The sequence below is a fragment of the Arthrobacter ulcerisalmonis genome (assembly GCF_900609065.1).
In the GTDB taxonomy this organism is placed as follows: domain Bacteria; phylum Actinomycetota; class Actinomycetes; order Actinomycetales; family Micrococcaceae; genus Arthrobacter; species Arthrobacter ulcerisalmonis.
On record NZ_UXAU01000015.1, the window covers coordinates 21,653 to 45,980 of the forward strand.

The following is a 24,328-nucleotide window of genomic DNA, read 5'->3' on the forward strand; positions in this document are numbered from 1 at the left end:
TATTTGTCGCGTGATGCTGCCCGCAAGAGGATCGGCTTACGGGACGTTCGTGGTGCTGTTGGTGCTTCCGGCCTGTAATGCTGGGTACGTGAATGATTTTGGTGGTGTGGGGGCGGTTGCGGTCCTGTTGGGTGTGAGTGTGCGTACGTTACATCATTGGCACCAGATTGGGATCGCTGTTCCCTCTGATCGGAGCGCCGCCGGATACCGTCTTTATTCGGAGGCCGATATCGCCCGCCTTCGTCGAGTGCTCCTGTTTCGTGATCTGGGCGTGCCCTTGCAGAGTATCCCGGACCTGCTTGCGGCCGGAGCAGCTGAACGACGGCAGGAATTGGAGGGTCAGCGGGCAGGGCTCGCGGCGAAGATTCGCCGCCTCCAGGAGCTGGACCGGGAAGTTGATCTCCTCTTGGCAGCAGATGAACAGGGCACGTTGTTGTCCAAGCCTGATGAGGAACACGCTTTCGGAAGGGACTGGGACAGGTCCTGGACAATGGCTGCGCGTCAACGGTGGGCGGACTCGCCCCAGTGGGCGGAGTACACGGAGCGTTCTGCCGCACGCACTGCAGAGGATTGGCGCGTAATTACCTCGGCCATGCACTCCGTCACCGAGCACTTGGCCGAGGCAAAACGAGACGCCGTCTTGCCCGGAAGCGAACGAGCGAACGCCCTTGCAGAAAGTCACCGGAAAGTGATGAGCGAGTACTTCCACTGCACTCACTCTATGCACGTCCTGATCGCACAACGGTACGTCAACGAGTCCGGTTACCTGCAGTACTTCGAATCGCTGGAACCCGGGTTGGCTGACTGGATGAAACAGGCCATCGAGGCCAACGCACGCACCGCGGACGTGGATCCCGACACCGCCACTTGGGGATAGAAGTCAACCGGCTACGCCCAGAGCTACGTTTATGATCTCCTGACTCGGTGTATGCAGCGCATGAGCTGCAGTTGTTCCGACGGTCTCAAGGTACGCGTCTACCAAACGGTTACCGGCAGCGTAACCTGCCCCGGTTGGAAGCCCGACAGGATCGCAGCCGAACCGCCGGGCGGATTCGTCGCCATGAACCCATGCGGTGAAATTCTGCATGCCTCGAACCTGTAGCCCGGTCACGACCTTCTCAAATACCCCGTCATTCTGGAGGTGCGGTAGCCCGATGGGCGTGTACCCGGCAGGACCGTACAGTTGTCGGGCAAAGGCATCAGCTAAACCTTCGGAGATGATCTGTTCCCCCACGGCAACCTGGGCGGGATCCCAGATAACCCCTCCCGGGGCGTAGCGAAGGTTGTGGTTCAGTTCGTGGACTGCTGCCCCTTCAATCCGATTGAGGTTCTCCTCGGTCGGCCACAAAGTCAGCGAGATATACCCGGTGGCACTGCCGTTGCCGCTGAAACCTCGGAGCGGTCCCATGAAGTATTCGTCGTTCGGGTTCCCGAGCATGATCAGAACTTTGATGTCCGGGACGTCGATGCCGGGCGTAGCCGCGAGTTGTTGTTCCACCGCTTCGGACATTGCGGTTTCGACCCGGCCCCAGGCATCGGCGTCACTGAGAAGGTCCAGGGCCTGCTGTGTCTCTTCACTTGGCAGGTCGATGGGGAACCCGAAACCCATCGAGTGCATCATCAGTAGGTCGACCTCGCCCGGGAAGTACTTGAACATGCCTTTCGTGGGAGTCAACACGCTGCGGAGAGCTTCAGGGCGTTCGGCTTCCGAAGCCTTCAGCAAGGCTTCTATCCCATCCTTCGTTTCCAGTATCGAAATAGTCATGGAATGGACAGTAGAGCCTGACGTTGCGTAAGGGTCAAGCCTCTGCCAACGCCCGAAAGCCGGTCCTCTACTGGTCGCTGGCGCGTCCTCGGTAGCGTTTAGATAGGATCCAACAGCAGGCTCGCTTTACGTTCTACCTGGGCAACCAAAGAGCCACGCCACTCGCCCGGGTGACAAAAAGCACCGAAGAGCGACCGTTTCATCGCGAAAGGTCACGCCCCTCTGTCCGCTCCTACACCCGGGGCAGATCCGAAGAGGCCAGGACGGTTCCGGCCGTGTTCCGGATCTGCAGTGCTGCCACTTCGCCGCGCAGTACTGCTGCGTTCATCCGGCAGGTGACCGTCTGGGCAGCGCCGAGGAACGTCCCGGAGTCGAGCTCCGTGCCGTCCGTCCGAACCAGCACCACCTCGTAGGACTCGCCCACAGGGAGTCCGTCGATGGCCAACACAGTCTCGGTGCCCCAGGTGTGCGCGATCAGGGCGGCGTCGATCGTTGTCCCGGTGGGGCTGCCCTTGAGCTGCACATCCTCAACGGCGCCAAGGGTTCCCGGCGGCCCGGTGGGCGGTGCCTGCTGGAAGTTGCTGAGCGCGGCGCCACCCACTCCGCCGATCACCAGCAGGCCTGCCGCCGCTGCGGCAAGCAGGGGTCGGCGGTACCGACGTCGGTGCCGGGCAGACGGGGAGGTGGCTGGCAGGCTCCGAACAGGCCGGGTGGGCGCAGGAACGTTGGTATCCGGCCGGCTCGATGCGGGCCCGTTCGTTGCCAGCCCGTTTCCAACCTGGGGAGCCCGCACGCTTGACGCAGTTTCCTCCGAGCTGCCAGGCCCGGACAGCTCCACCGACAGAGCCTCCATCTTCTGAGCCAGGGTCACCGGCACCGCGTGCTCGGTCCAGTCGCCACCAGAGTTGGTGAGGCGCTGACTGAGGCCCTGGAGGGATTGGATCTCGCGGAGCAGGGCAGGATTCGCGGCGCAGGCTGCGTCAAGTTCTTCGCGTTCCGCGGCGGTGAGCTCGCCAGCAAGGGCCGCGGCCATCAATTCATCCTGGCGTGAAGGCTGATCCATTACACTCCCTCCTCATCTTCGCCGATGGCCCTGCGCAGGGCCTTGAGTCCGTAATACATCCGGGTGCGGAGCGTGGCCGCAGGCACCCCGGTGCGCTGTTCCAGTTCTGCGTAGGACAGCCCGTTGAGCTGGACCGCAACGATGACGTCCCGGTGTTCCTCGCTGATCAGGGCCAGGCCGCTCTGCAGGACCACGCGGTCCTCTGCGGCAGATGCGCCTGTTCGCGACGTTGCCGCCACATCCATCCGCGAGTCCGGGACGGGGACCGGGCGGCGTTCGCGGGCGCGGATTTCGTCGATAATGACGTTCCGGGCAATGGCGAACAGCCAAGTCCGTTCCGTTCCTTTGGCTGACTCGTACCGGGACCGGGCTTTCCACGCCCGGATGAACGTCTCCTGGACGCACTCCTCTGCAACGGCCGGGTCCCTGGTGCAGTTGAGCGCAAAGCCGTACAGCGCGCTGCCGTGCTCGGCAAAGGCGTCCCGTACGTTGAATGCGTCCATGCCGTGCCCGGTCGGGCCTGTCCGCCTTTCGTCGCTCAGGGTTCGTTGCATCCTCATCCGTCCGCAGGCCGTTGTGGCTCGTGAAGGGAATACGGTGCCGGGCGGTGCAACGTTCAATGCCGGAACCGGTTTGCTGCAAGAAAAAACTTTTGGACTCCGGTGAACGCCCGCAGTCATGGGCGAGTATACCTTTCCACGCAGCCCGATTTCCGGGCTTGCCTGCCGAGAAAAGGGACACGATGAAGACGTTGGCCAAGAAACGGATCGCCGCTTTTACAGGAACTGCAGGGGCAATGGCGCTGGCAGCCCTGGTAGCGGCGGCGCCCGCCTCCGCTGAAACTACAGTTGACCGCCCCGACTCCTTCACCAGCATGTACTCAGTCCAGGCCCTACCGGAGAACGTGGTGGGTCCGGATGGGGCTCCCGCGCCGGGGGAGCCTGGTGCGTGGGGAACGTTCAACTTCATGATCAATTCCGACTTGGACGTGATCTGCTACGACATCAGCCTGACAGGCGTAACAGGGCCGTACCAGAGCGCCGCCAAGACGGCCACGCACATCCACCAGGCAGTCCAGGGCAAGAACGGTCCGCCTCGACTGGCCTTCCCCAACCCCGTGGGAGAGGGCAATTCCACGAGTGCGGGCTGCCTGAAGGGCCCGTTCACCACCGGCTTGAAGGCCGACAACGGAACTGACACCGGCGAAGGCTTCACGCTCAAGCAGATTGAGGCCAACCCCTCCGGTTTCTCCGCTGACACCCACACGGCAGCGTTTGTTCCCGGCGCCGTGCGCGGGCAACTGGCCGTGATGCCTGCCGGTGGCGTGGACACAGGCATTGCCACAGCCGCCACTGCCTCGGCTGACCCCGGAGCCATGGTGACACTCGCGGTTGGCACCTTGGGTGCTGCCGCCGTCGGAACCCTCCTGCTGGTCAGGTCGCGGAAACGCGCCAGCTGATTAGCCCGGACACTGCCCGTTCCCACCTGCCGGCGGGAACGGGCAGTGTCGCCTCAAGAAAGTCCGAGCTCCAGGGTGCTTGAGTAGACCTGCTTGGCAGGCGGCCCCGCAAGGATTTCCCCCAAGGTGCTGGCTCCCTCTGGCGTGGTGCGCCAGGCCGCATAGTCGTCGTGGTCCTTGGTGGTGGCCCACTTCTCCACCACCAGGATGTGGCCCGGATCGGCGTCGTCAACCAGGGCTTCAATGCCTTCATTACCCGGCCAGGTACGTGTGGCCGCCAGCGTTTCGCTCAGGAACCGGGGCGCATCCGCCAGCCGGTCGGGAAGAATTCGGACTTCAAAATGGACGATCGCGGACATCTGATTCCTCTTTTTTTGGTACGTCGGGGTGATGGGGAGCGGCGGGCGGTTACCAGCCGCGGGCGCGCCACTCGTCAAGATGCGGACGTTCGGCGCCCAGGGTGGTGGGGTCGCCATGGCCCGGATGCACGACGGCGGAGTCCGGGTAGGTGCCAAAGAGCCGCTCCGTGACGTCATCAAGGAGTTGGGCGAACCGCGCAGGGTCCTGCTGGGTGTTGCCCACGCCACCGGGGAAGAGCGAGTCGCCGGAGAAGATGTGGGCCACGCCGTCCGGAGCTTGGTAAACGAACGCGATCGACCCGGGCGTGTGGCCACGCAGATGGACAGCCGCCAATTCGAAGCCGTCAACCGCCACAGTAGCCCCCTGTTCCAGCCGCCGGTCCACAGGGACGGGCAGCGCATCGGCGTCGTCCGCGCCTGCCGACGTGGGCGCGCCGGTGGCTTCAACAGCCTCCTTCAGGGCCCGAACATGGTCCCAGTGCTGATGCGTGGTGGCGATCTGGACCACTTTGGCGGTGGCAATTGTGTCTGCAGCGCCGTCGGCCAGGAGGTCGCGAATCGCCGGGAAGTCGTCGGCCGCATCGATGAGGACCTGCTCGCCACTTGCCTTCGCGGTGAGTACGTACACGTTGTTGTTCATCTCGCTGACGGAAATGCTGCGAATGGTCAGGTCCGGCAGGTCGTACAGAAGTGAGCTCATGGACCCAGTCTAGGGACGGCGGCTGGGATTCAGTCGGGTGTTTCCTGACCGAGGTGGGATTGACGAGCGGCTCGCCGGTCACTGTAGAACTTCTCGACGGCGCCAGGCTCGGCGAGCACCGGGGTGACCACGCGCGAAGCTGGCGGCAGCGCCGCATCGGGGTCGACGAGTTCGTCCAGCAGCACCAGGGTGGGCGGCATGAGCCGTAAGGTCCCGGCGTCGTGCGCTTCGAGGATCTCCTGGATGCCCATCCAGCCCGACTTTGACGCTTCAGTGGTTTGGTGCCGCGGCTCCAGCTCCGCAGGCAAGACCGCAGCGTAAAAGAACGTATCGAAGCGTTTTGGCTGGTCAACGGGGGTAATCCAGTTGGCCCACGGCGCCAGGAGGTCAGATGGAAGGACGACGCCGGACTCCTCCAGAACTTCGCGAAGGGCTGCGGACAGCACCCGGGCAGCTGAATCCTGGGCCAGTTCGCCGCCGAGGCTGGTGTGCTGCCACGCCTGAGCATGTTGTGCGAGCAGGGCTTCCGGGAAGGCCTGGCCAGTCGGCAGAGTGACCGAGTCCACGGCGTCCACCCGACCGCCTGGAAACACCACCATGTTGGCCGCGAAGTCCATGCTGGCGACCCGGTGCTGGACGAAAACCTGCCGGCCGTTGGCTTCGTCCCGGAGCAGAATGACGGAGGCAGCCTCCCGCGCAAGTACGCCCTGAGTTTCACGTCCGCTGCTCATTGCTGCCCCTTTGGTGATGTTGAAGACGGTCGTCTGCCAGTGTGGCAGGTGAAGTGGGGGCTGGCCCGGAAAACACCAGCCGTCAGGCCCAGGAAATGATCCGGTCCGCCCGGTGCCGGGTGGCCTGGATCAGGTCGGCGTTGGCCTGGTCCGGCCCGTTGGCCCAATCCGCAGCGTCCTGAGCCGCCATACCAAAGGCGACGTGCCGGGCCACCAACCATTCCAATCGGGTAGCTTCCGGCGTCCCCAGGAACCACGATTCGGTCAGGAGTTCGCGCACCTCAGACCACGGGTGGTCCGGGATCAGGAGGTAGTTCCCCTCGGTAATCACCAGCTGCGTGCTTGCCGGCACGGCGATGGTGGCGGCCACGGGCTCGTCGATGGTGCGCCGGAATTCGGGCGCGTACACCACCTCCTCGTCCCGGGCACGGAGGCGCCGGAGCAGCGAGAGGTAGCCGCCGCCGTCGAACGTGTCGATGGCACCTTTGCGGTTACGCAGGGGCGTGCCGGCAATGATCGCGTTGCCCAAATGGAAGCCGTCCATGGGCACCACCACCGCAACCCCGGGGTCAAATTGTTGCTCTACCCAGGCCGCACAGGTTGATTTCCCTGATCCGGGCGCGCCGGCAATCCCCAAAATGATGCGTTCGCCCGGGATGAGGCGACGGCGAAGTTCCGCAAGGGGATCGGCGAGCTGGGGGAATTCCATCCCCAAAGACTAAGCGGCCGACGGCGGAACCAGGGTCCCGCCGTCGGCCAGCCGGTGCGGCGGAGACTCAGCCGTTGGCAGCGTCGGAAGACTGCTTGCCGGAGGGCAGGGCCTTCAGTCCCGCTGCGCAGGCTACGATCCCGGCGATGAAGATTACCTTGAAGATGCTGAACGCTTCGACGCCGGTGGCCATGGCCCAGCCCACCGTGAGCGCCGCGCCGATCCCCACCCAGACGGCGTAAGCGGTGCCGAGGGGGATGTGCCGGATGGCCAGTCCCAGGCCCAGCATGCTGAGGATGACTCCCACCAGGAAAATGGCGGTCGGTAGTGGGACGGTGAACCCGTTCGAGAGGCCCAGGGCGGTGGCCCAGACGGCTTCGAGGAGAGCGGAGATGAGGAGCAGTGGCCAGGCGAGGGTACGGCTGCGCATTACGCCACCACCTTCAGGCCAACCACGCACGCGGCGATGCCGGTGAGCAGGAGCAGGCGGGCCGCTGTCGGCCGTTCAACCTTGGTGACCATGGCATACGCCGAGGTCAGGACCACGCCCACGCCCACCCAGACGGCGTAGGCGGTACCGGTGGGGATGGCCTGCATGGCGATGGCGAGCCCTGCCATGCTGGCGACGACCGCTACCAGGAAGACGGTGGCGGGGGCCAGTTTGCTGCGCCCGGTGGCAGTGAAGGTTTTGTGGAGTGCTGCGGCCCAGACGGCCTCGAGTGCTCCCGAAAGAATGAGGATTAACCACGACATGAGAGATCCTTTGGCCAGTCTTGTCGCGTGCCGGGTACTGAACCGTCGTCCGGAGGCCCTTGGTGGGTGCCTTGATTTCAGAGTAGCAACGCGGCGCTGCGGGGGCGAGGGATGGTGAAGAACCTCACCATCCCGGTCCCCACCCAACTGAGTAGCGCTAAGTGCAGTTTTGAGGGGCCAAAACCGCACTTAGCGCTACCTACATGGGGAGCGGCTTAGAGTGCGCCGCCCGCAGTTTCCGGGGCCGACGTATCGGTGCCGGACGCGCCGCCGGTTTCGCGGGCGATGAAGTTCTCGATGTCGAACAGGTTGTCCGCGCGTGAGGCGATGTTCAGCAGGGTGGTCATGGAGGCGACCTCTTCGACCTGCTCCTTGAGGAACCAGAGCATGAACTGCTCGCCCAGCGCGTCATCTTCACGGCGGGCGGCGCGGAAGAGCGCCTCGATGTTGCGGGTGACTTCCTGTTCCTGCTCCAAGGCCAGTGCCAGCGGTTCGGTGACCCCGCCGAACTCGTTGCGGACAGCCGGGATGCCGGGGATGACCACGGGCAGGTCGCGGTCCAACATGTACTGGACCATCATCATGGCGTGGTTGCGTTCTTCAACCGACTGCTTGTAGAAGTAGCGCGCCAGCTGCGGCAGATCCTGGTTGTCGAACCACGTGGCAACGGCAATGTACTGCTGCGACGCGGTGAACTCGTTGCCCACCTGGGTGGAGAGCAGTTCGTTGAAGGTTGTGGGTTCAATCTCGGTGGAAGTCATGGCTAAATTCTAGGGAGGCAGAGACTGCCCCGCTACTGTGGAAAGGCTGTATTTAGCAAGGTGAGGCTGCCCTCGATGCTAGTTATCCACAGGATCGATGGACACGATGGCGAGGAATCCGCGCCCCAAAATTTCGGGTGCATCTTGATCCGCTCCGGCCACCGCGTCATACCTGCCCAACGTTTCCGGCGTACCCTCCGCCGCACTCACGGTGGCCCGGCCCTGCAGCAGGACAGCGAACTGGCCCGCAAACACCGGCTGCGCCCGCTTCTTCGAGATCTCAATGATGGACGTGTACCCCTTGAACGCGTCCCGCCGGGTGAGGACGCTGAGGTGCCGCACATCGCCGGTGGGCAGCGAGGTGGAAACCACGACGTCGGCCGGGAACCGGAAGGGGCGGTACCGTTCCAGCGGGTGGTCTTGGCCGTCCACGGTCAGCAGCAACAGCTCACCGTCGGCCACCGTCAGCACCCGCTCCCGGCCCGGCATCGGCGGCATTTCGCCGGCCTTGGTGCTGTCGGTGAGGTCCACCCGCCAGTCCCAGTCCAGCCCAGCGGCCGCGGCAGGGTGGCGCGCCAACTCCCGCAGGGAGCCGCCTCCCGGTTGCGACGGAACGGCTTTGAGGTCAGCGAAGCGGATGATCTGCATGCCCCCAGCCTAGTTCGGTGCCAACCGCCAGCTTCCAGCCATCAGGAAAGCGTCGCGGACCGTGCCCTCCCCCTGTTACTCTCCAGCGGGGGAGTAACACGAAAACAGCCTGAAGGAGCCGGGAATGTTCGTCAAAGTGTGTGGTCTCAGCACGTCTGAATCTGTCCGTGAAGCAGTCAACGCCGGGGCGGATGCGGTGGGCTTCGTCCTGACGGCGAGCCCCCGCGCGGTCACCCCGCAGCAGGTCCGGACGCTCCTGCCAGACGTGCCGGACGGAGTTACGCCGGTGGGCATCTTCCGCGACGAACCGGCCGTCGACGCCGTCGCTATCGCCCGGGCCGCCACACTCGAATGGATCCAACTGCACGGCGCCCGCACCCGCGACGACGTCCAGAAGGTGCACGACGCCGGCTTGAAGGTTGTCCGGGCCATCACCTTGGGTGCCAGCACCGAGGAGTTCGAGGACTGGGGTGAGGATCTCCTCCTGATTGACGCCGCCGTGCCCGGATCGGGGGAGTCCTGGGACTACTCGTCGGTGGCTGAGCACCCCGCGCTGCAGGGCCGCTCGTGGCTGCTGGCCGGCGGGCTGACGGCAGAGAACGTCGTTGACGCTGTCGCTGCGGCCAGAGCTTGGGGTGTTGACGTGTCCTCCGGCGTCGAGGCTTCGCGTGGCGTCAAAGACTTGGCGAAGATCACGGCTTTCGTCCAGGCAGCCAAGTCAGCCGCCACAGTCTAGAGTTCAGGGCAGAATCAGGGTCTTCCCGGAGCCGTTGGCGGCCATGAGCAGGGCAGAATAGAGAAATGAAGACTTTGCTCAACGTGATCTGGCTTGTATTCGGTGGTTTGTGGCTGGCGCTCGGCTATTTCCTCGCCGGAATCGTGTGCTGCATCCTGATCGTCACCATTCCCTGGGGCATCGCCTCATTCCGGATCGCCGCCTATGCCTTGTGGCCGTTCGGCCAGATGGTGGTAGACAAGCCGGGCGGCAATGGGCCCTTCGCCTTGCTGGGAAATGTGATCTGGCTGCTGGTGGCCGGTATCTGGATTGCGATCGGCCACGTGGCCACGGCCATCGCCATGGCCATCACCATCATCGGTATTCCGTTGGCCATCGCCAACCTCAAGCTGATTCCGGTATCACTGATGCCACTGGGCAAGCAGATTGTGCCGACCAACCGGCCGTTCGTCCAGGCGTACCGCTAAAGCTCGTACGGCTAAAGCTCGCCGGGCCGCAGGGCGCGGAGCACGCAGAATTCGTTGCCGTCCGGATCGGCCATGACCACCCCCGTGACGTCGGGTCCTTGGCCCACTGAGACCTGGGTGGCGCCGAGTCCCTCCAGCCTGGCCACCTCGGCGTCGCGGTCAGTTGGGCGCAAGTCCAGGTGCAACCGGTTCTTGACGCTCTTGCCTTCAGGAACTTTCAGAAACAACAGGTCCGGGCTCACCCCGTCCTCGGGGCTGCCTTCGGCCGGTTCGAGGACGATCTCGTCGTCCACCTCGTAGGTCCGGCGCCAGCCCAACGCCGCTTCCCAGAACGCAGCGGGCACACGGGGATCGGTGGAATCGACACTGACGGCTTGAATGCGCAGGTTCATCCCTGGAGTCTCGCAGTTCGCGGAGGGCACGTAAAGACCGCCATCAGCGCGGGCTGAAGACGCCGCCGGCCAAGATGGCCACGGCGTCGCTGTCGTCGAGCTCGGCAGCGATATCGACGTCGTCGGCGAACCCCGCGCCGATCAGTTCGCGGCCGCTGCTGCAGCCCTGCAGGAACTCGCGCAGGTTTGGTTCGACGGCGTCGAAGAGGGCCGCCGCGGCTACCGCTTCAGGCGCAAACCCTTGCCAGTACCCGGCGTCACCATCGAGGCCAGCGCCTCGGGCAGCGGCCAACGCGGCGATGAACGCGCCAGCCCCCACCTGGTCCTCAATGGCAGGGCGCAACGTCCCGTCCGGCCATTGTTCCCCTGCCGCGATGACGGCGATGACGGCATCGGCAGGAAGGTTTTCCGCGATCCATTCAGCCGTTGCGGCGGCGTTTCGGAGGCAGGTAGCGGCCACCAGGGCAACTTCGCCGGCCAGGCCGTGGCAGAGGGTTGAGCCGTTGGGCGACGGTAGCACCACGCGGCCCAACGATTCTGCTTCGCGCAGGGAAGCGGGGGAGAGGCTGAGCCCGCCGCCGTCCCGGGGCCCCGCCAAGTGGGCATCATGGTGGGCTGCGAAATCCTCCGCGGAGGTATCTTTCCACGGGTAGGGGATGACTTCCGCGCCGCGATCCAGGGCGACGCTGACGCACGTGCTGAACGACAAGACGTCCACCACCACCGCCAGGTCGGCTCCGGGCGCGACCGTTGTGGCGCCGTCGTGCCCCCACTCAAACCGGACGGTATACGGGAGTTGGCGGTGCGCCGCGCTGGCAGAATACAGGTGCCGTTCGTTGGAGCGAGGGGCGTTCATGCCAGTTCTCCCTGCAGGTTGCGGTGCGCGGCGTCCAGCCAGAGCGCCCGGGCTTGGGCGCTGTGAAAGAGCGGGTCAAGGGCCAATAGCTGACGGACGACGCCGGCCCGGCCGGTGGCGAAATCGGCGTCACCAATGTGCGCGTAGTCGCTGCGGACGGCAGCAAGGTAGCGCGCGTAGCCGTCCGGTTCGGTGCCCAGAATCGACAGATCCGCGTCGCAGAGCAGCGCCCCATCAGCATCCCCGGGCTCGGGGCGGTGATCCCGGGTCAGGAGAACCAAGCGGCAGACCTCGTCCACGTCGGCCTCGGAGAGTCCCGCTGCCCGCAGTCGATCGAAGGCGAGTTGGGCTGACTCCTCTTCGTCCTGACGAGGGATGCCCTGATAGACGGCATCGTGGAACCATGCGGCCAGGAGAACGGTTTTGGGTACGTCCGCCGGTTCCGTCAGCAGGTCGAGCGCCTCCAGGGTCGAGAGCAGGTGGGTGCAGCCATGGTAGTGCCGGTGCGGTTCACTCCAGCGATCCAGCAGGTCAAGGAACAGCGCATCGTGGCCGGGCATGATTGCCTCCCAACGGTTCAGCAGCGGAACCTTGAGGGACTTGTTGCGTTGCCGGGCGGGGATGCGGAGCCCGCTGGCGATGAGTCTACGCACCAGTACCCGGGCTTCCACCGGAATGGCGCCCGCGGCCACCAGGTCATCAAAGCGACGTTCGGGCACGTCATAGTGGTCGCCGTCGAAGGCCCGTTCCGGGATCCCCGCGGCCGCCGCAAAGTCATGCAGTTCCGCCAAGGACGCGTCCGAGACCAGGTGCGAGAAGTGCGTTCCGTGGGCAGGCCACAGCGGCGGGTCAAGGTAGATGGCCATGGAGAAATTCTAGTTGCCTCGATAATTACAAATTTTGTCAAAATGCGTGACAAGATTAACAAAAGCCGATAGTGTCCCGGGTGGGCGCTGGGTACCTCCCCGCCCATTCCAAAGGACCCGCTGAGCGCGCCCACCCGGCGCCTCGGCCCGCGAAGGAGCCACCCCGTGAAAATTGCTCGCATTCTGGGACGCACTGCCACCACAACCGCTGCAGCAGCAATGGCGGTAGCCCTGCTGGTGCCATTGCCGGCCCACGCCGCTCCGGCCTCGGGCGGGGACACCGCCAGCCCGGACATCGCCGGTGGTGCCACCACCACTATTTCCGCCGCACCTTACGCGGCGCAGATTTCCTTCGATGCGACGGGAACGAATGTCGGTTGCACGGGCAGCCAGATCTCCGAGAGCTGGGTCATCACCGCCAAGCACTGCAACTCGACGTCCCTGCAGTCTGTCCGGCTGGGCGCCACGTACCTGCAAACTGGCGGGACCGTGAAGACGGTGGCTGCACGCTACGCCTCCAGCACCGGGGATGTGCTCCTGCTGAAGCTGTCGTCCCCGTACTACGGCTCCTATATCGGGCTGTCCAGTAGCTTCCCGGCGACGGGGGTTGCCGCCAAGGTATACGGCTGGGGCGACCAGACCGAGGGTGCCGGCACCATGTCATACAACTTCAAGACGGCCAACGTCACCGTGGCTGGCCAGGGCACTGACACCTACGGTGGCGCCTCGGTGAAAACCCGCTCGCAGTCCGGCCACACCCTGGGCGGCGACTCCGGCGGACCGCTGGTGGTCAACGGCAAGCTGGTGGGTGTCCTCTCGACGTCGAGCGTCCTGCCCACGCCCAACCCGTCTACCTTCACCAGCTACTTCAATGACCATGCGTCCGTGGCCCGTAACCTGAGCTGGATCACCAGCGTTTCTGGCGTGGCAGGTTCCTGACGTTCGCTGAGGGCAGACGACTTTGATGCCAACGAGGGCTCCCTGAATGGCCATATGCAAAGTTGAGCGTTGTACACTCAACTTAGTAGCCATCAATGAAGGGAGCCCTCTTTGGACGTCAAATTCACCACCAAGAGCCAGGAGGCGCTCTCGGCTGCGGCCATGAACGCCTCCACCGCCGGTAATCCGCAGGTGGAGCCGGCGCATCTCCTCAAAGCCCTGATGGACCAGCGCGACGGCGTTGCGGTGGCACTTCTGCGGGCCACCGGCGCCGACCCGGATGCCATCAGTGTCCAGGCCAGCAGCGCCATCAAGGCCCTGCCTGCCAGCTCGGGCAGTTCCACCCAACAGGCACAGCTGTCCCGCCCGGCACTGCAGGCCATCCAGAACGCCAAGGAAGACGCCGAACGGCTCGGTGACACCTTCGTGTCCACGGAAGTGTTGCTGTTGGGCCTGTCTGCCGGTAGTGACGCCGTGGCCCGACTGTTGCGGGATGCTGGGGTATCGCATCAAGCGTTGACCGCCGCCATCCCCGGCGTGCGCGGGGAACGGAAGGTGACCTCGGCCGATCCCGAGAACACGTTCCAGGCACTGGAGAAGTTTGGCACCGATCTGACTGCCATTGCCCGGTCCGGGAAGCTTGATCCCGTGATCGGCAGGGACGCGGAGATCCGTCGAATCGTGCAGGTGCTCAGCCGCCGCACCAAGAACAACCCCGTGATCATCGGTGAGCCGGGCGTGGGAAAAACGGCCGTGGTGGAAGGCCTGGCGCAACGCATCGTTGCCGGTGACGTGCCGGAGAGCCTCCGCGGCAAGACCCTGATCTCCCTTGACCTCGCCTCCATGGTGGCCGGCGCCAAGTACCGAGGCGAGTTTGAGGAACGGCTCAAGGCCGTCCTGGAGGAAATCCGCTCGTCGGATGGCCAAGTCATCACGTTCATCGACGAGATCCACACCGTGGTGGGCGCCGGCGCCACCGGAGAATCCTCCATGGACGCCGGGAATATGCTCAAGCCCATGTTGGCCCGCGGCGAACTGCGCCTCATTGGTGCCACCACCCTGGACGAGTACCGGGAGAACATCGAGAAGGACCCTGCCCTGGAGCGCCGTTTCCAGCAGGTCTATGTGGGCGAACCCAGCGTGGAAGACACCATCGGCATCCTGCGTGGGCTGAAGGAACGCTACGAGGCCCACCACAAAGTAGCCATCGCAGACTCTGCCCTCGTGGCTGCCGCCTCGTTGTCCAACAGGTACATCGCCGGCCGGCAGCTTCCCGACAAGGCCATTGACCTGGTAGATGAGGCAGCGTCCCGGCTGCGGATGGAGATCGATTCCGCGCCGGAGGAGATCGATCAGCTGCGCCGAGCCGTCGACAGGCTCACCATGGAGGAATTGGCGCTCGCCAGTGAAAAGGACCCAGCGTCCGTGGAGCGGTTGGCGTCGCTCCGGGCAGACAAGGCGGACCGCGAGGAGGAACTTGCCGGCCTGAACGCCCGCTGGGAAGCGGAGAAAGCGGGCCTGAACCGCGTGGGCGATCTCAAGGCCCAACTCGATACGTTGCGCGGAACCTACGACAAAGCTGCCCGCGAAGGTGACCTGGAGACGGCGTCACGGGTGCTGTACGGAGAGATCCCCGCGCTGGAACGCGAGCTGGACGCCGCCGCCGCGGCTGAGGCGGCCAACACTGACAAGTCTGGCCAGATGGTGGCCGAGCAGGTCACCGCCGATGACATTGCCGAGGTCATCTCCGCCTGGACAGGCATTCCAGCGGGTCGGATGCTGCAGGGGGAGAGCCAAAAACTGCTGGACATGGAAGCGGAACTGGGCAAGCGCTTGATCGGCCAGCAAAAGGCCGTCACTGCCGTCGCCGATGCCGTGCGGCGGGCCCGCGCCGGGGTCAGCGACCCCAACCGGCCCACCGGTTCGTTCCTGTTCCTGGGCCCCACGGGCGTAGGCAAGACCGAACTGGCCAAGGCCCTGGCGGACTTCCTCTTCGACGACGAACGCGCCATGGTGCGGATCGACATGTCTGAGTACTCCGAAAAGCACGCCGTGGCCCGGCTGGTCGGCGCCCCGCCGGGATACGTGGGGTACGAGGAAGGCGGCCAGCTGACTGAGGCCGTCCGCCGTCGGCCGTATTCAGTGGTGCTGCTCGACGAGGTGGAAAAGGCGCACCCGGAAGTTTTCGACATCCTCCTGCAGGTGCTCGACGACGGCCGGCTCACCGACGGCCAGGGCCGCACCGTGGATTTCCGCAACGTGATCCTGGTGCTGACATCCAACTTGGGCAGCCAGTTCCTGGTGGATCAGGGGCTCGACGCCGACACCAAGCGCAAGGCTGTCATGGCCACCGTCAATGCGTCTTTCAAGCCCGAATTCCTCAACCGGCTGGACGAGGTGGTGCTCTTCGACCCGCTCACGGTGGAGGAGCTTGCCAAGATTGTGGAGCTGTACGTGGAGGAGATGGCCCGGCGCTTGCAGGACCGTCGCCTCACACTGGAGGTCACCGACAGTGCCCGTGCGTGGCTGGCACTCACCGGCTTCGATCCCGCCTACGGTGCCCGACCGCTCCGCCGACTGGTGCAGCGCGAGATTGGCGACCGGCTGGCCCGGGCCATCCTCGCCGGCGACATTGCGGATGGCGACACCGTCCTGGTGGACACCCGCGCGGACGTGGACGAGCTCAGCATCGAATCGCTCGAATCCCTGGCCGGGTACGACGGCGGTGCTCCCGCCAGCAGCGACTCCGCAGGCCTGGTGGTCCGGCGGAAGGCGTAGCCTACTGGCGCGTCACCACCGCGCCCGCAAGACTAAATGCAACCCAACAGGAAAGAGATCCACATGCTGTTTTTGGTCCGGATGGACGTCAACCTGACCGTCGACATGGCAGTTGAGGAAGCGGCCGCCATCAAGGCTGTCGAAAAGGCCTACTCGCAGGACCTGCAGCAGAAGGGGAAATGGCCGCACATCTGTCGCGTTGGGGGGGAGTACTCCAACTACTCGGTCTTTGAGGCCGAGTGCAATGACGAAATGCACCAAATGCTCTCCGGTTTGCCCCTGTTCCCCTACATGGACATCTCCGTGACGCCGCGCGCGAAGCACCCCTCCGACATCAACTGACGCTGGGACCTTCCGCAACGCCGTCGTGGTCTCCTAGAAACCTTAGGGGAGCACGCTGGCGTTAATGACGTTGCCAGCAGCCGCCGTGACGTAGCAGTCCACGCGGCGGTCGCCGGAGTCCCAGCTGGTGCTGCTGGGGTAGCTGCGCTGGAATTCTAGGGTGTAGTCGTTGGCTGCGGAGCCCAAGACAGCGGCTTGGCAGGCTTCGAGGGCTTTCGCCTTCATCGCGTCCGCTCCGGGATAGGTGGCGTCCTTGGGGTAGCGGAACAGCGAGACGAGTTGCGCGGAGTGTCCGGTGGCGCAGGGCACCACCGTGGTGGCCAAGGCCTCCGGTTCGAAGTCCTTAAAGCAGTCCCCCAGGGCATACTCGGCGGGCGGTACGGCCTCGCGCGGTGCTGCCAACGGGGTGGCTGCGGGAGTGACGGCAGTCTCCAGGGCGCCGTTGGCGTTGGACGGGGCGGCGGTGTCGGCGTTGGCCTGCAACCACAGGGCAAGCCACAGCAGGCCAGCCACCACTGCTACGAGCACGACGACGAAGCTCACCTTCCATGCTTTGCCGCGGTTTGTGGAGTGGGCTGGGGAAGCCTCTGCGGAGCCCTGCGGAGTGGCGGCCTGTTGCGGGACCGGACCCGTGACGACGGAGTCTTGTGGGGTGGACGGCAGCTGCGGCGGCTCAACGGGGCGATCGGGAACGTCCTGGTGGTTCACTGCTGTTTCCTCCTGCGTTCACGCGGCGTCAGACCGTCGGCGCTGGCCGGCCCGGCCGTATTGTGACGACTCTATCGAACAAATTCCAGCCAGTGCTGGAGCGCTGCGGCGGGATACTATCGCAGGTGCCCTCCTGCGGCCGCGGCTGGCAAGCAGGGGGAGCGGAAAACATGTAATCTAGGTGTACGACAAATTGACCAAACATTCCGGGGCCTCACCAATAGCTAAAGGTGACCACCTCCGGTCCAAGTACAAAAGGGGGTCACGCCATGGGGCGCGGCCGTCAAAAGGCAAAAGCTACCAAGCAGGCTCGGGATATTAAGTACTACTCCCCGAACACTGACTACTCGGCACTTCAGCGTGAGCTGACGGGCCCAGGAAGCCGTACCACGAGCCATTTCGCTAATGAGCCGGTTGAACCCGACTATTCGGCTTACGTGGATAAGTACGCGGATGATTTGGACGAAGACGATGACGAGGTAGGCACCCGTCGCATCAGCTAGGTGTCGCTGGCTGGCCACGCTATAAGGCCGGCCCGCTGCGCGACATCGCTGCACGCTCGGAAGCTCCTGGTGACCGGGCGTGCAACGTCTCTTGTGTGCTGCCAGAATTGCAGCGTTTCCAACCACTTGCGGTTGTCCGAACGTTGACCAGTAAGACTGAGCCCGTTGATGGCACCGTAACCCGGTGCGGTCAGCGGGCATTTTGGTGTTGACTGGAGTACCCGGCCGTGCGCCGGCAGTCCAGGAAAGGCCCTCCGTGACACACCTGACCCACCCTTTGCGTTTCCGCCACGGCGAACCGTGCTGGGCCGACGTCCAGACCGGAGACGTGGCTGCCGCCAAGGCCTTCTACGCAGCGGTGTTTGGCTGGACCTTCAAGGATCTCCCCACCCCCGACGGGCGCAGCTACGCGCAGGCGTTCCTGGGCAAGGACTTGGTGGCGGTGATCGCCCCACAAAACCGTGGGCAGGAACTGGCGGGGACACCGGCGCAGTGGAACATCTACTTCGCCGCCGAGGACGCTGCAGTGCTTGCTGCGGACGTGCCGCACGCAGGCGGCGTGCTGGAGTTCGGCCCCGAGGCGGTTGCCGAAACCGGCATCATGGTGTTCGTGGCTCCGCCCGGCGGCGGCACCACCGGTGTATGGCAGCCGGGGACGCATACCGGCACGGAACGCTACAACACCGCCGGTGCCCTATCCTGGACGGAACTGTGGACGCCCGAGCCGCAGGCCGCCGTCGGCTTCTTCCAGCAACTCTTTGGCCATGAGGTCACCGAATACCCGCAGGACGACGGCGGAACGTATTCAACGCTGATCGTCGCAGGCGCGGAGGTGGCGGGGGTGGTCGCGGCGGAGGGGCCCGCCACCTGGCATGTCTACTTCGGCGTGGCCAGCGTGGCCGAGGCCGTGGCGAAGGCAGTTGGGGCTGGAGCTGAGGTCCTGATCGCACCCGAACCTGAGGATGGTGAGTCCCTCGGCGCCACGGCAACCCTCAAGGACCCGCAAGGCGGTGTCTTCAGCCTGCTGGAGGTTTAACTGCCTAGTCGGCGTCCCCGCCCGTGAGGGGAAGTGCCGCCGACGAGGTGTTCGCGGAACTAGGCGTACGCGTTGACCAGGCGGACAGCTCCGCCGTCCACGCCCTTGGCGCCCTGAACGTAGTCCGGGCCGGTCTTGTCGATAGCGTCCGAGTCGGCGCTGACGGTGCCCATAACCCAGGACGGCAGGCCGCGTTCGTTCAGGCGGGCCACGGCGGCGTCGGCTGCCTGCGGCGAGACGATGGCCACCATGCCTACGCCCAGGTTCAGGGTGCGCTCCAGGTCTGCCAGCGGGACGTTGCCGAGTTCGGACACCAGCTTGAAGATGGCGGGCAGTTCCCACGTGGCGCGGTCAACGGTGGCCACCAGGCCCTGCGGGAGGACCCGGGCCAGGTTAGCGGCAAGGCCACCACCGGTGACATGGCTGAAACCGTTGACGCCCTGGCCGGAGTTTACGGGGAAGGTGCGGGCCAGGTCCAAGCAGTCCGCAGCGTACACGCGGGTGGGCTCCAGGAGCTCCTCGCCCAGCGTGCGGCCCAGTTCGGAAACCTGACGGTCAAGGGCCCAGCCGGCGTGGTTGATGACGCGGCGGACCAAGGAGTAGCCGTTGGAGTGCAAGCCGGAGGATGCCATGCCAATGACCACGTCACCTGCGCGGACCCGGTCCGGACCCAGCAGCTGGTCGGCTTCGATGACGCCGGTTGCGGCGCCCGCAACGTCATATTCGTGCTCACCCAGCAGGCCGGGGTGCTCAGCGGTTTCGCCGCCCACCAGGGCCGTACCGGCCACCGAGCAGGCTGCGGCGATGCCACGAACGATGTCGGCGATGCGCTCCGGCACCACCTTGCCGCAGGCGATGTAGTCGGTCATGAACAGTGGCTCGGCGCCTACCACCACGATGTCGTCAACCACCATGCCCACCAGGTCGAACCCGATGGTGTCGTGGATGTCCATGGCCTGGGCGATGGCAACCTTGGTGCCTACGCCGTCGGTGGACGTGGCCAGCAGCGGCTTTTTGTAGGTCAGCAGCTTCGAGACGTCGTAGAGGCCAGCGAAGCCGCCCACCCCGCCGATGACCGACGAATTGTGGGTGGCCTTGATGGCACCCTTCATGAGCTCGACGGCGCGGTCTCCCGCTTCGACGTCGACCCCTGCTGAGGCGTAGGTGATGCCGGCGTTTTCTGCGGCAGGACTGACGGACGTCATACGGGTTCCTTCTTGTCGGCGCCGGCAGCGCTGGTGTGTACATCGGGCACGAGGTCGGCCTCGGTCAAAAGGTTTTCGTATTCGGCGTCCGGTCCCGGATCGCAGCCGGTGGCGCCAGCCTTCTCCGCCGGATCGGCTTGCGGGTCAACAGCCAAGGCGGCGGTCTGGCCGGGCAGGGCAGAGGGCGACGGCGTGAGGCCGCCGAGGTCCGTGCGCTCCAGGAGGTTCTTGCCCACTTTGTCGGCCGGGAGTTCGATGGGGTAGTTGCCCGTGAAGCAGGCGGTGCAGAGGCGTTCGCGCGGCTGGCGGGTAGCGCCGATCATGCCGTCCTCGGAAATGTAGGCCAGCGAATCGGCGCCGATGGCCTGCGAGATCTCCTCGATGGTGGCGCCGTTGGCGATCAGTTCAGCGCGGGACGCGAAGTCGATGCCATAGAAGCAGGGCCACTGGACCGGCGGCGAGGAGATCTTCACGTGCACCGACGCGGCGCCGGCTTCGCGGAGCATCCGGACAATGGCGCGCTGGGTGTTGCCGCGGACGATCGAATCATCCACCACCACCACGCGCTTGCCGCGGATGACGGATTCGAGCGCGTTGAGCTTCAACCGGATGCCCAGCTGGCGGAGCGTCTGCGAGGGCTGGATGAAGGTACGGCCCACATAGGAGTTCTTCACGAAGCCGTGCGCGAAGGGGATCCCAGACTCTTCGGCGTAACCAACCGCCGCCGGAGTGCCGGATTCGGGGACCGGGATGACGATGTCTGCATCCTGGGTGTTTTCGCGGGCCAACTGGCGGCCCATCTCCACCCGGGATTCGTAGACGGAACGGCCGCCAATGGCTGCGTCGGGACGCGCCAGGTAGACGTATTCGAAAACGCAACCCGCCGGCGTCGGCTCCGCAAAACGTTGTGAGCGGACACCGTCCTCATCGATGGCGATGAACTCGCCCGGCTCGATTTCGCGGATGAAGCTGGCACCCACGGTGGCCAGGGCTGACTGCTCGGAAGCAACCACCCAGCCACGCTCCAACCGGCCAAGGACCAACGGGCGGATGCCGTACGTGTCGCGGGCCGCGTAGAGGGTGCTTTCATTCATGAAGACGAAGCAGAAACCGCCGCGGATCTTGGGCAGCAGCTCAATGGCTGTCTGCTCGAGGGTCTTACCCTCTTCGCCCTCCAGCAGGGCCGTGACCAGCGCGGTATCCGAGGTGTTGCCCTGCTTCATTTCGCCGCTGAGCTGGCCGCCGTTCCGTTCCAGGATCATGGCGTTGAGCTCGTCGGTGTTGGTGAGGTTGCCATTGTGGGCCAGGGCCACCGTGCCCGTGGACGTTGCGCCCAGGGTGGGCTGGGCATTGGCCCAGTGGCTCGCACCAGTGGTTGAGTACCGGCAGTGTCCCACCGCCAGGTGCCCGGTCAGGGTGTTCAACGTTGTCTCGTCGAAGACCTGGGACACCAGTCCCATGTCCTTGTAGACGTTGATGCGTTTGCCGTCGCTTGTAGCGATGCCCGCGGACTCCTGTCCGCGGTGCTGCAACGCATACAGCCCGTAGTAGGTGAGTTTTGCTACTTCTTCACCTGGTGCCCAGACGCCGAAGACGCCACAAGCGTCCTGAGGGCCTTTTTCGCCAGGGAGAAGATCATGAGAAAGTTTTCCATCGCCGCGTGCCACTGGTCGATTATCTCACGATCTGGGGTAGGAGAATTCCGGACTGTTGTTTATGACTGCGGATCGGTGTCCGGTTCGGATTCCGGGACGGCCTCGACGACGGCGCGCTGCTGCTTCTTGACGCTGCGTCGGTCCAGGATCAGGGCCAAGGCCGCGCCCAGGACTGCGCCCGCGCCGGCGAACCCCACCATGAAGAAACCAAAGACGGAGCCCGCATCGAACTCGCGGTCGCCGGGCAAGCCATAGGCCACCACCGCCGCCACGCCAACGCCCACCAGTGCCCCCGCGATGAGGAATGGCACGTACTTCGGCGCTCGACGGACAGTGACGTCGCGCCGCTCTGGAATTTGTTCGGAAGACATGCCATCCAGCCTACATTCGGGCGGGGTGGCGGCGGTCATCGGCTACACCGGCGCGGGTACCTGGCTGCGGGTGTTCTAGCTGCCGCGGTAGGTGGAGAACGCGAACGGGCTGAGCAGCAGCGGCACGTGGTAGTGCTCGGGGCCGGTCACCTCGAAGATCAGGTCCACCTCCGGGAAAAAGGTGGCACTTTGCTGGCTGGCGTAGTAGCTGCCAGTAGCGAAAGTGAGTTTGTAGTGGCCTGGAGCCAGTTGTTCCGGGCCCAGGTCTTTAGCGCGACCGTCGGCGTCCGTGGCTGACCGGGCAAGTTCCTGCCAGGTGCCGGATTCCTTGCCGGACAGGACGACGGCGACCCCCGCCGCAGGTGTGCCGGAACCGGTATCGAGAATATGAGTGGTGACGTGGGAGACGCTCATTCGCTGATCACACCTTCGAGGCGGAGGACGGCAATTTCGAGTAACTGCTGCGCCACGATGGCGTCCTCGGTGGCAGGGGAGTTTTCGATCCGTTCGTACAGGGCGCCAAGAATTTCGGGGGCGGTACGGCCGGCTGCCCGAATCAGGAACACCCTGCCGAACTTGGCCTCGTACCGGCGGTTGCCCTCGGCAAGGGCATCCGCCGCAGCAAAGTCTGCCGGATCGACCCCAGCCTGTTCGGAACGGGACATGGCCGCTTCGGTGCCTGCCGCCGTCGGCCGATCCCCGATTCTTGGGTGGTGTGCCAGTGCGGCATCAACCTCTGCCGGTGTCAGCGGGTTGGCTGCGCTGGCGGCGAAGTCCAGGAGTGCTGCGCGGGACGCGAACGGGCGGGCTGTCGTGAGTGCATCAACCCAGCGGGAGACGTCGATGCAGGGGCGGAGAAGGGCAGCTGCGACGGCGGGATCCGCAGTGTTGAATTCGGCAAGCTTCATGATGACTGCTTCCTTGGACTGCTGGCATCCATGGCGACGGCTATGCGGACGCTGATCAACTCAGCACTCGATGTTTACCTCGAGCTTCCGCATCATGGAACTGTTATTTCAGCATACGTAATATTCAAGGCCAGCATAGCGGCGGTGTCAAGAGGCTACAGCAGTTGGGTGGCCTATTGGGTAATATCGCGGGGAGGGCCGGGGGGTCCTTGAAGAAGATGTTGGGGTGTTTTTATGATTCACGGGACGGCTATGCAACCGCTGACCGGGCCTGAGGCCACACGTGCGGCCGGTCTCAAGGAGTATGGCTTGCTGCCAACGGTCTCGAACCAGGCGCCGCTCGTGAGCCTTGCCGGGGCGCCGGGAGCGCTCGATAACTTGGTGCGGTTGGCCACTCAGCTGTGCGGAGTTCCCTACGGCGTGGTCAACATCATCACGCCTGATCAGCAAGTACAGATCGCTGCTGACGGCGTGGACCCCGGAGTCTGTTCGCGCGAAGATTCCATGTGCGCGAAGGTGTTTTTCACCGGCCGGACCACAGTGGTGCGTGATGCCTCCATTGACCCGTTGTTTGCCAACAACCCGTTTGTGACGGGTGAACTTGGCGCGGTCCGCTTCTACGCCTCGGTGCCGCTGGAGACAACCACCGGGCTGGTCCTGGGCTCCCTCTGCGTCTTCTCGTTGGTGCCCGACGTGCCCTCCGAGGAGCAGATTGCCCTGCTGGAGGTGCTGGCCCGGCAAGTTGTGGAGCTCTTGGAACTCCAACACCGGACCATGCAGTTGGACGGTGCGCTGGCCGAACTGCAGCGCAGTAACACCATGCTGGCCGAGTTCGCCGGCCGGGTAAGCCACGACCTCCGGGCTCCGCTGACCACCATTCTGGGGTACGTGGAACTTGCCGAAGACGATTCAGACCTGCCACCCGAGCACCCCTTCACCGACTACCTGAGCCACATCGGCAACGGTGGTAGGCGGATGTTGGGAACACTGGAAGATGTGCTGGCCTATGCCCGGACCGACGGGATGCTCAACCGGCAGCCAGTTTCCCTGCTGGCCGTCACCGCCGAAGCCGCCCATGACCTGGGACTCGGCCTGGCACTCGGCGCCGACACCATCATTGGGCACGGCGTCGCCTGCGACGACATCGAGGTCTACGCGGACCGGGCGCAATTGCGCGCCATGATCCAGAATCTGCTGGCCAATTCGCTGAATTACCGCAGCGAGACCCGGGAACTGCAGATCGCTGTCAGCGCCGAACAGGGACCGTTGGGTGTGACCATCCGGGTGGCAGACAACGGCAAGGGCATCAGCCCCGCAGATCGTGCACGTGCTGTGGAGCCGCTGGTCCGGCTCAACCGGCCCGGCGATGGATCCGGGAGCGGGCTGGGGCTGGCCACCTGCCGTCGGATCGCGATGTCCCATGGTGGAGACTTGAGCATCGGGGACACGTTCGGCGGCGGCGCGACGGTGTCGGTGCTGTTCCCGGGTCCCGCGGCGGAGTAGCAACCCTCCCGAAGATTTGAACTGCTCCCCAAATGTTGGACTGAGAAATTTTCAGTTCCGATGTGAGGGGAGCAGTTTTATGTGTTCGCGTAGTTCGTTGTCTGTGGTGCAGCGG

30 protein-coding genes and 1 riboswitch are annotated in these 24,328 nt (G+C 64.8%); of the genes, 10 read left to right on the plus strand and 20 right to left on the minus strand.

The window, feature by feature from the left end; genetic code table 11:
• Nucleotides 1-13 precede the first annotated feature (13 nt).
• The gene (locus tag PSET11_RS04620; RefSeq protein WP_124090976.1) at nucleotides 14-877 is read left to right on the plus strand and encodes a MerR family transcriptional regulator; all 864 of its coding nucleotides are present in this window, start codon (nucleotides 14-16) and stop codon (nucleotides 875-877) included.
• Between the two features lie 3 nt (nucleotides 878-880).
• On the opposite strand, the gene PSET11_RS04625 is transcribed toward PSET11_RS04620, so the two are convergent.
• The 3 genes from PSET11_RS04625 to PSET11_RS04635 all read right to left on the minus strand — a co-directional run bounded on the left by PSET11_RS04625 (nucleotide 881) and on the right by PSET11_RS04635 (nucleotide 3,331).
• A complete protein-coding gene (locus PSET11_RS04625) occupies nucleotides 881-1,765 on the minus strand; it encodes a DUF2268 domain-containing putative Zn-dependent protease (RefSeq protein WP_124090948.1) in 885 nt (294 codons plus the stop codon).
• Between the two features lie 232 nt (nucleotides 1,766-1,997).
• Nucleotides 1,998-2,828: an anti-sigma factor gene (locus PSET11_RS04630; protein WP_124090949.1), complete on the minus strand. Its 831-nt coding sequence runs from the start codon at nucleotides 2,826-2,828 to the stop codon at nucleotides 1,998-2,000.
• A complete protein-coding gene (locus PSET11_RS04635) occupies nucleotides 2,828-3,331 on the minus strand; it encodes a sigma-70 family RNA polymerase sigma factor (RefSeq protein WP_203415904.1) in 504 nt (167 codons plus the stop codon). The genes PSET11_RS04630 and PSET11_RS04635 overlap by 1 nt, the downstream gene beginning before the upstream one ends.
• A gap of 239 nt (nucleotides 3,332-3,570) precedes the next feature.
• On the opposite strand from PSET11_RS04635, the gene PSET11_RS04640 reads away from it, so the two are divergent.
• Entirely contained in the window at nucleotides 3,571-4,287 is a 717-nt protein-coding gene (locus PSET11_RS04640; RefSeq protein ID WP_124090951.1) for a CHRD domain-containing protein, read from the plus strand.
• A 53-nt stretch (nucleotides 4,288-4,340) separates the two neighbouring features.
• Here PSET11_RS04640 and PSET11_RS04645 read toward each other — a convergent pair whose 3' ends face one another.
• From PSET11_RS04645 to PSET11_RS04680, 8 genes are all read right to left on the minus strand, one after another.
• A complete protein-coding gene (locus PSET11_RS04645) occupies nucleotides 4,341-4,646 on the minus strand; it encodes a putative quinol monooxygenase (protein ID WP_124090952.1) in 306 nt (101 codons plus the stop codon).
• Nucleotides 4,647-4,695: 49 nt separating this feature from the next.
• Complete coding sequence (locus PSET11_RS04650) at nucleotides 4,696-5,346, minus strand: MBL fold metallo-hydrolase (protein WP_124090953.1); 651 nt, start codon at nucleotides 5,344-5,346, stop codon at nucleotides 4,696-4,698.
• A gap of 29 nt (nucleotides 5,347-5,375) precedes the next feature.
• On the minus strand, nucleotides 5,376-6,077 hold the full coding sequence (locus tag PSET11_RS04655) for an NUDIX hydrolase (protein WP_124090954.1): 702 nt from the start codon (nucleotides 6,075-6,077) through the stop codon (nucleotides 5,376-5,378).
• 82 nt (nucleotides 6,078-6,159) lie between these two features.
• Nucleotides 6,160-6,786 carry a nucleoside/nucleotide kinase family protein gene (locus tag PSET11_RS04660; protein ID WP_124090955.1) on the minus strand — a complete coding sequence of 209 codons (627 nt, stop codon included), beginning with the start codon at nucleotides 6,784-6,786 and terminating at the stop codon, nucleotides 6,160-6,162.
• Between the two features lie 67 nt (nucleotides 6,787-6,853).
• Nucleotides 6,854-7,216, minus strand: coding sequence for a DMT family transporter (locus PSET11_RS04665; protein ID WP_124090956.1), 363 nt, complete (start codon nucleotides 7,214-7,216; stop codon nucleotides 6,854-6,856).
• Entirely contained in the window at nucleotides 7,216-7,539 is a 324-nt protein-coding gene (locus PSET11_RS04670) for a DMT family transporter (protein ID WP_124090957.1), read from the minus strand. Before PSET11_RS04670 ends, PSET11_RS04665 begins: the two co-directional genes overlap by 1 nt.
• A 9-nt stretch (nucleotides 7,540-7,548) precedes the next feature.
• A riboswitch (guanidine-III (ykkC-III) riboswitch) is annotated at nucleotides 7,549-7,614 on the minus strand.
• A 140-nt stretch (nucleotides 7,615-7,754) separates the two neighbouring features.
• The gene (locus tag PSET11_RS04675; RefSeq protein WP_124090977.1) at nucleotides 7,755-8,285 is read right to left on the minus strand and encodes a ferritin; all 531 of its coding nucleotides are present in this window, start codon (nucleotides 8,283-8,285) and stop codon (nucleotides 7,755-7,757) included.
• Between the two features lie 93 nt (nucleotides 8,286-8,378).
• Entirely contained in the window at nucleotides 8,379-8,948 is a 570-nt protein-coding gene (locus PSET11_RS04680; RefSeq protein ID WP_124090958.1) for a HutD/Ves family protein, read from the minus strand.
• A 124-nt stretch (nucleotides 8,949-9,072) separates the two neighbouring features.
• Between PSET11_RS04680 and PSET11_RS04685 the strand changes: the two genes are divergently transcribed.
• Nucleotides 9,073-9,684: a phosphoribosylanthranilate isomerase gene (locus PSET11_RS04685; protein WP_124090959.1), complete on the plus strand. Its 612-nt coding sequence runs from the start codon at nucleotides 9,073-9,075 to the stop codon at nucleotides 9,682-9,684.
• A gap of 65 nt (nucleotides 9,685-9,749) precedes the next feature.
• A complete protein-coding gene (locus PSET11_RS04690) occupies nucleotides 9,750-10,151 on the plus strand; it encodes a YccF domain-containing protein (RefSeq protein ID WP_124090960.1) in 402 nt (133 codons plus the stop codon).
• 11 nt (nucleotides 10,152-10,162) lie between these two features.
• Here the strand turns inward: PSET11_RS04690 and PSET11_RS04695 are convergent, their stop codons facing one another.
• The 3 genes from PSET11_RS04695 to PSET11_RS04705 are packed head-to-tail and all read right to left on the minus strand — an operon-like array spanning nucleotide 10,163 to nucleotide 12,265.
• Nucleotides 10,163-10,543, minus strand: coding sequence for a VOC family protein (locus PSET11_RS04695; protein WP_124090961.1), 381 nt, complete (start codon nucleotides 10,541-10,543; stop codon nucleotides 10,163-10,165).
• A 43-nt stretch (nucleotides 10,544-10,586) separates the two neighbouring features.
• Entirely contained in the window at nucleotides 10,587-11,399 is an 813-nt protein-coding gene (locus PSET11_RS04700) for a 2-phosphosulfolactate phosphatase (protein WP_124090962.1), read from the minus strand.
• Nucleotides 11,396-12,265, minus strand: coding sequence for a DUF4031 domain-containing protein (locus PSET11_RS04705; RefSeq protein ID WP_124090963.1), 870 nt, complete (start codon nucleotides 12,263-12,265; stop codon nucleotides 11,396-11,398). Before PSET11_RS04705 ends, PSET11_RS04700 begins: the two co-directional genes overlap by 4 nt.
• 165 nt (nucleotides 12,266-12,430) lie before the next feature.
• Between PSET11_RS04705 and PSET11_RS04710 the strand changes: the two genes are divergently transcribed.
• The 3 genes from PSET11_RS04710 (at nucleotide 12,431) to catC (ending at nucleotide 16,324) form a co-directional block, all read left to right on the plus strand.
• A complete protein-coding gene (locus PSET11_RS04710; protein WP_238989031.1) occupies nucleotides 12,431-13,204 on the plus strand; it encodes a S1 family peptidase in 774 nt (257 codons plus the stop codon).
• 111 nt (nucleotides 13,205-13,315) lie between these two features.
• Nucleotides 13,316-15,982: an ATP-dependent chaperone ClpB gene (gene clpB, locus PSET11_RS04715; RefSeq protein ID WP_124090964.1), complete on the plus strand. Its 2,667-nt coding sequence runs from the start codon at nucleotides 13,316-13,318 to the stop codon at nucleotides 15,980-15,982.
• A gap of 63 nt (nucleotides 15,983-16,045) precedes the next feature.
• Nucleotides 16,046-16,324 carry a muconolactone Delta-isomerase gene (gene catC / locus PSET11_RS04720; protein ID WP_124090965.1) on the plus strand — a complete coding sequence of 93 codons (279 nt, stop codon included), beginning with the start codon at nucleotides 16,046-16,048 and terminating at the stop codon, nucleotides 16,322-16,324.
• A gap of 42 nt (nucleotides 16,325-16,366) precedes the next feature.
• On the opposite strand, the gene PSET11_RS04725 is transcribed toward catC, so the two are convergent.
• Nucleotides 16,367-17,032, minus strand: coding sequence for a septum formation family protein (locus tag PSET11_RS04725; RefSeq protein ID WP_124090966.1), 666 nt, complete (start codon nucleotides 17,030-17,032; stop codon nucleotides 16,367-16,369).
• Between the two features lie 269 nt (nucleotides 17,033-17,301).
• Between PSET11_RS04725 and PSET11_RS04730 the strand changes: the two genes are divergently transcribed.
• Nucleotides 17,302-17,535: a DUF3073 domain-containing protein gene (locus tag PSET11_RS04730; RefSeq protein ID WP_124090967.1), complete on the plus strand. Its 234-nt coding sequence runs from the start codon at nucleotides 17,302-17,304 to the stop codon at nucleotides 17,533-17,535.
• Nucleotides 17,536-17,800: 265 nt separating this feature from the next.
• Nucleotides 17,801-18,571: a VOC family protein gene (locus tag PSET11_RS04735; protein ID WP_124090979.1), complete on the plus strand. Its 771-nt coding sequence runs from the start codon at nucleotides 17,801-17,803 to the stop codon at nucleotides 18,569-18,571.
• Between the two features lie 59 nt (nucleotides 18,572-18,630).
• Here the strand turns inward: PSET11_RS04735 and purM are convergent, their stop codons facing one another.
• From purM to uraD, 5 genes are all read right to left on the minus strand, one after another.
• Nucleotides 18,631-19,776 (minus strand): phosphoribosylformylglycinamidine cyclo-ligase, encoded by a 1,146-nt coding sequence (gene purM / locus PSET11_RS04740; RefSeq protein WP_124090968.1) that lies wholly within the window; start codon nucleotides 19,774-19,776, stop codon nucleotides 18,631-18,633.
• On the minus strand, nucleotides 19,773-21,443 hold the full coding sequence (gene purF, locus PSET11_RS04745; RefSeq protein ID WP_124090969.1) for an amidophosphoribosyltransferase: 1,671 nt from the start codon (nucleotides 21,441-21,443) through the stop codon (nucleotides 19,773-19,775). Before purF ends, purM begins: the two co-directional genes overlap by 4 nt.
• 47 nt (nucleotides 21,444-21,490) lie before the next feature.
• Nucleotides 21,491-21,802 carry a hypothetical protein gene (locus PSET11_RS04750; protein ID WP_124090970.1) on the minus strand — a complete coding sequence of 104 codons (312 nt, stop codon included), beginning with the start codon at nucleotides 21,800-21,802 and terminating at the stop codon, nucleotides 21,491-21,493.
• 75 nt (nucleotides 21,803-21,877) lie between these two features.
• Complete coding sequence (gene uraH / locus PSET11_RS04755; protein ID WP_124090971.1) at nucleotides 21,878-22,216, minus strand: hydroxyisourate hydrolase; 339 nt, start codon at nucleotides 22,214-22,216, stop codon at nucleotides 21,878-21,880.
• Complete coding sequence (gene uraD, locus PSET11_RS04760) at nucleotides 22,213-22,710, minus strand: 2-oxo-4-hydroxy-4-carboxy-5-ureidoimidazoline decarboxylase (protein ID WP_124090972.1); 498 nt, start codon at nucleotides 22,708-22,710, stop codon at nucleotides 22,213-22,215. The genes uraH and uraD overlap by 4 nt, the downstream gene beginning before the upstream one ends.
• A 252-nt stretch (nucleotides 22,711-22,962) precedes the next feature.
• Between uraD and PSET11_RS04765 the strand changes: the two genes are divergently transcribed.
• Nucleotides 22,963-24,213, plus strand: a complete 1,251-nt coding sequence (locus PSET11_RS04765) for a GAF domain-containing sensor histidine kinase (RefSeq protein WP_124090973.1) — start codon at nucleotides 22,963-22,965, stop codon at nucleotides 24,211-24,213.
• The last annotated feature ends 115 nt before the right edge of the window (nucleotides 24,214-24,328 follow it).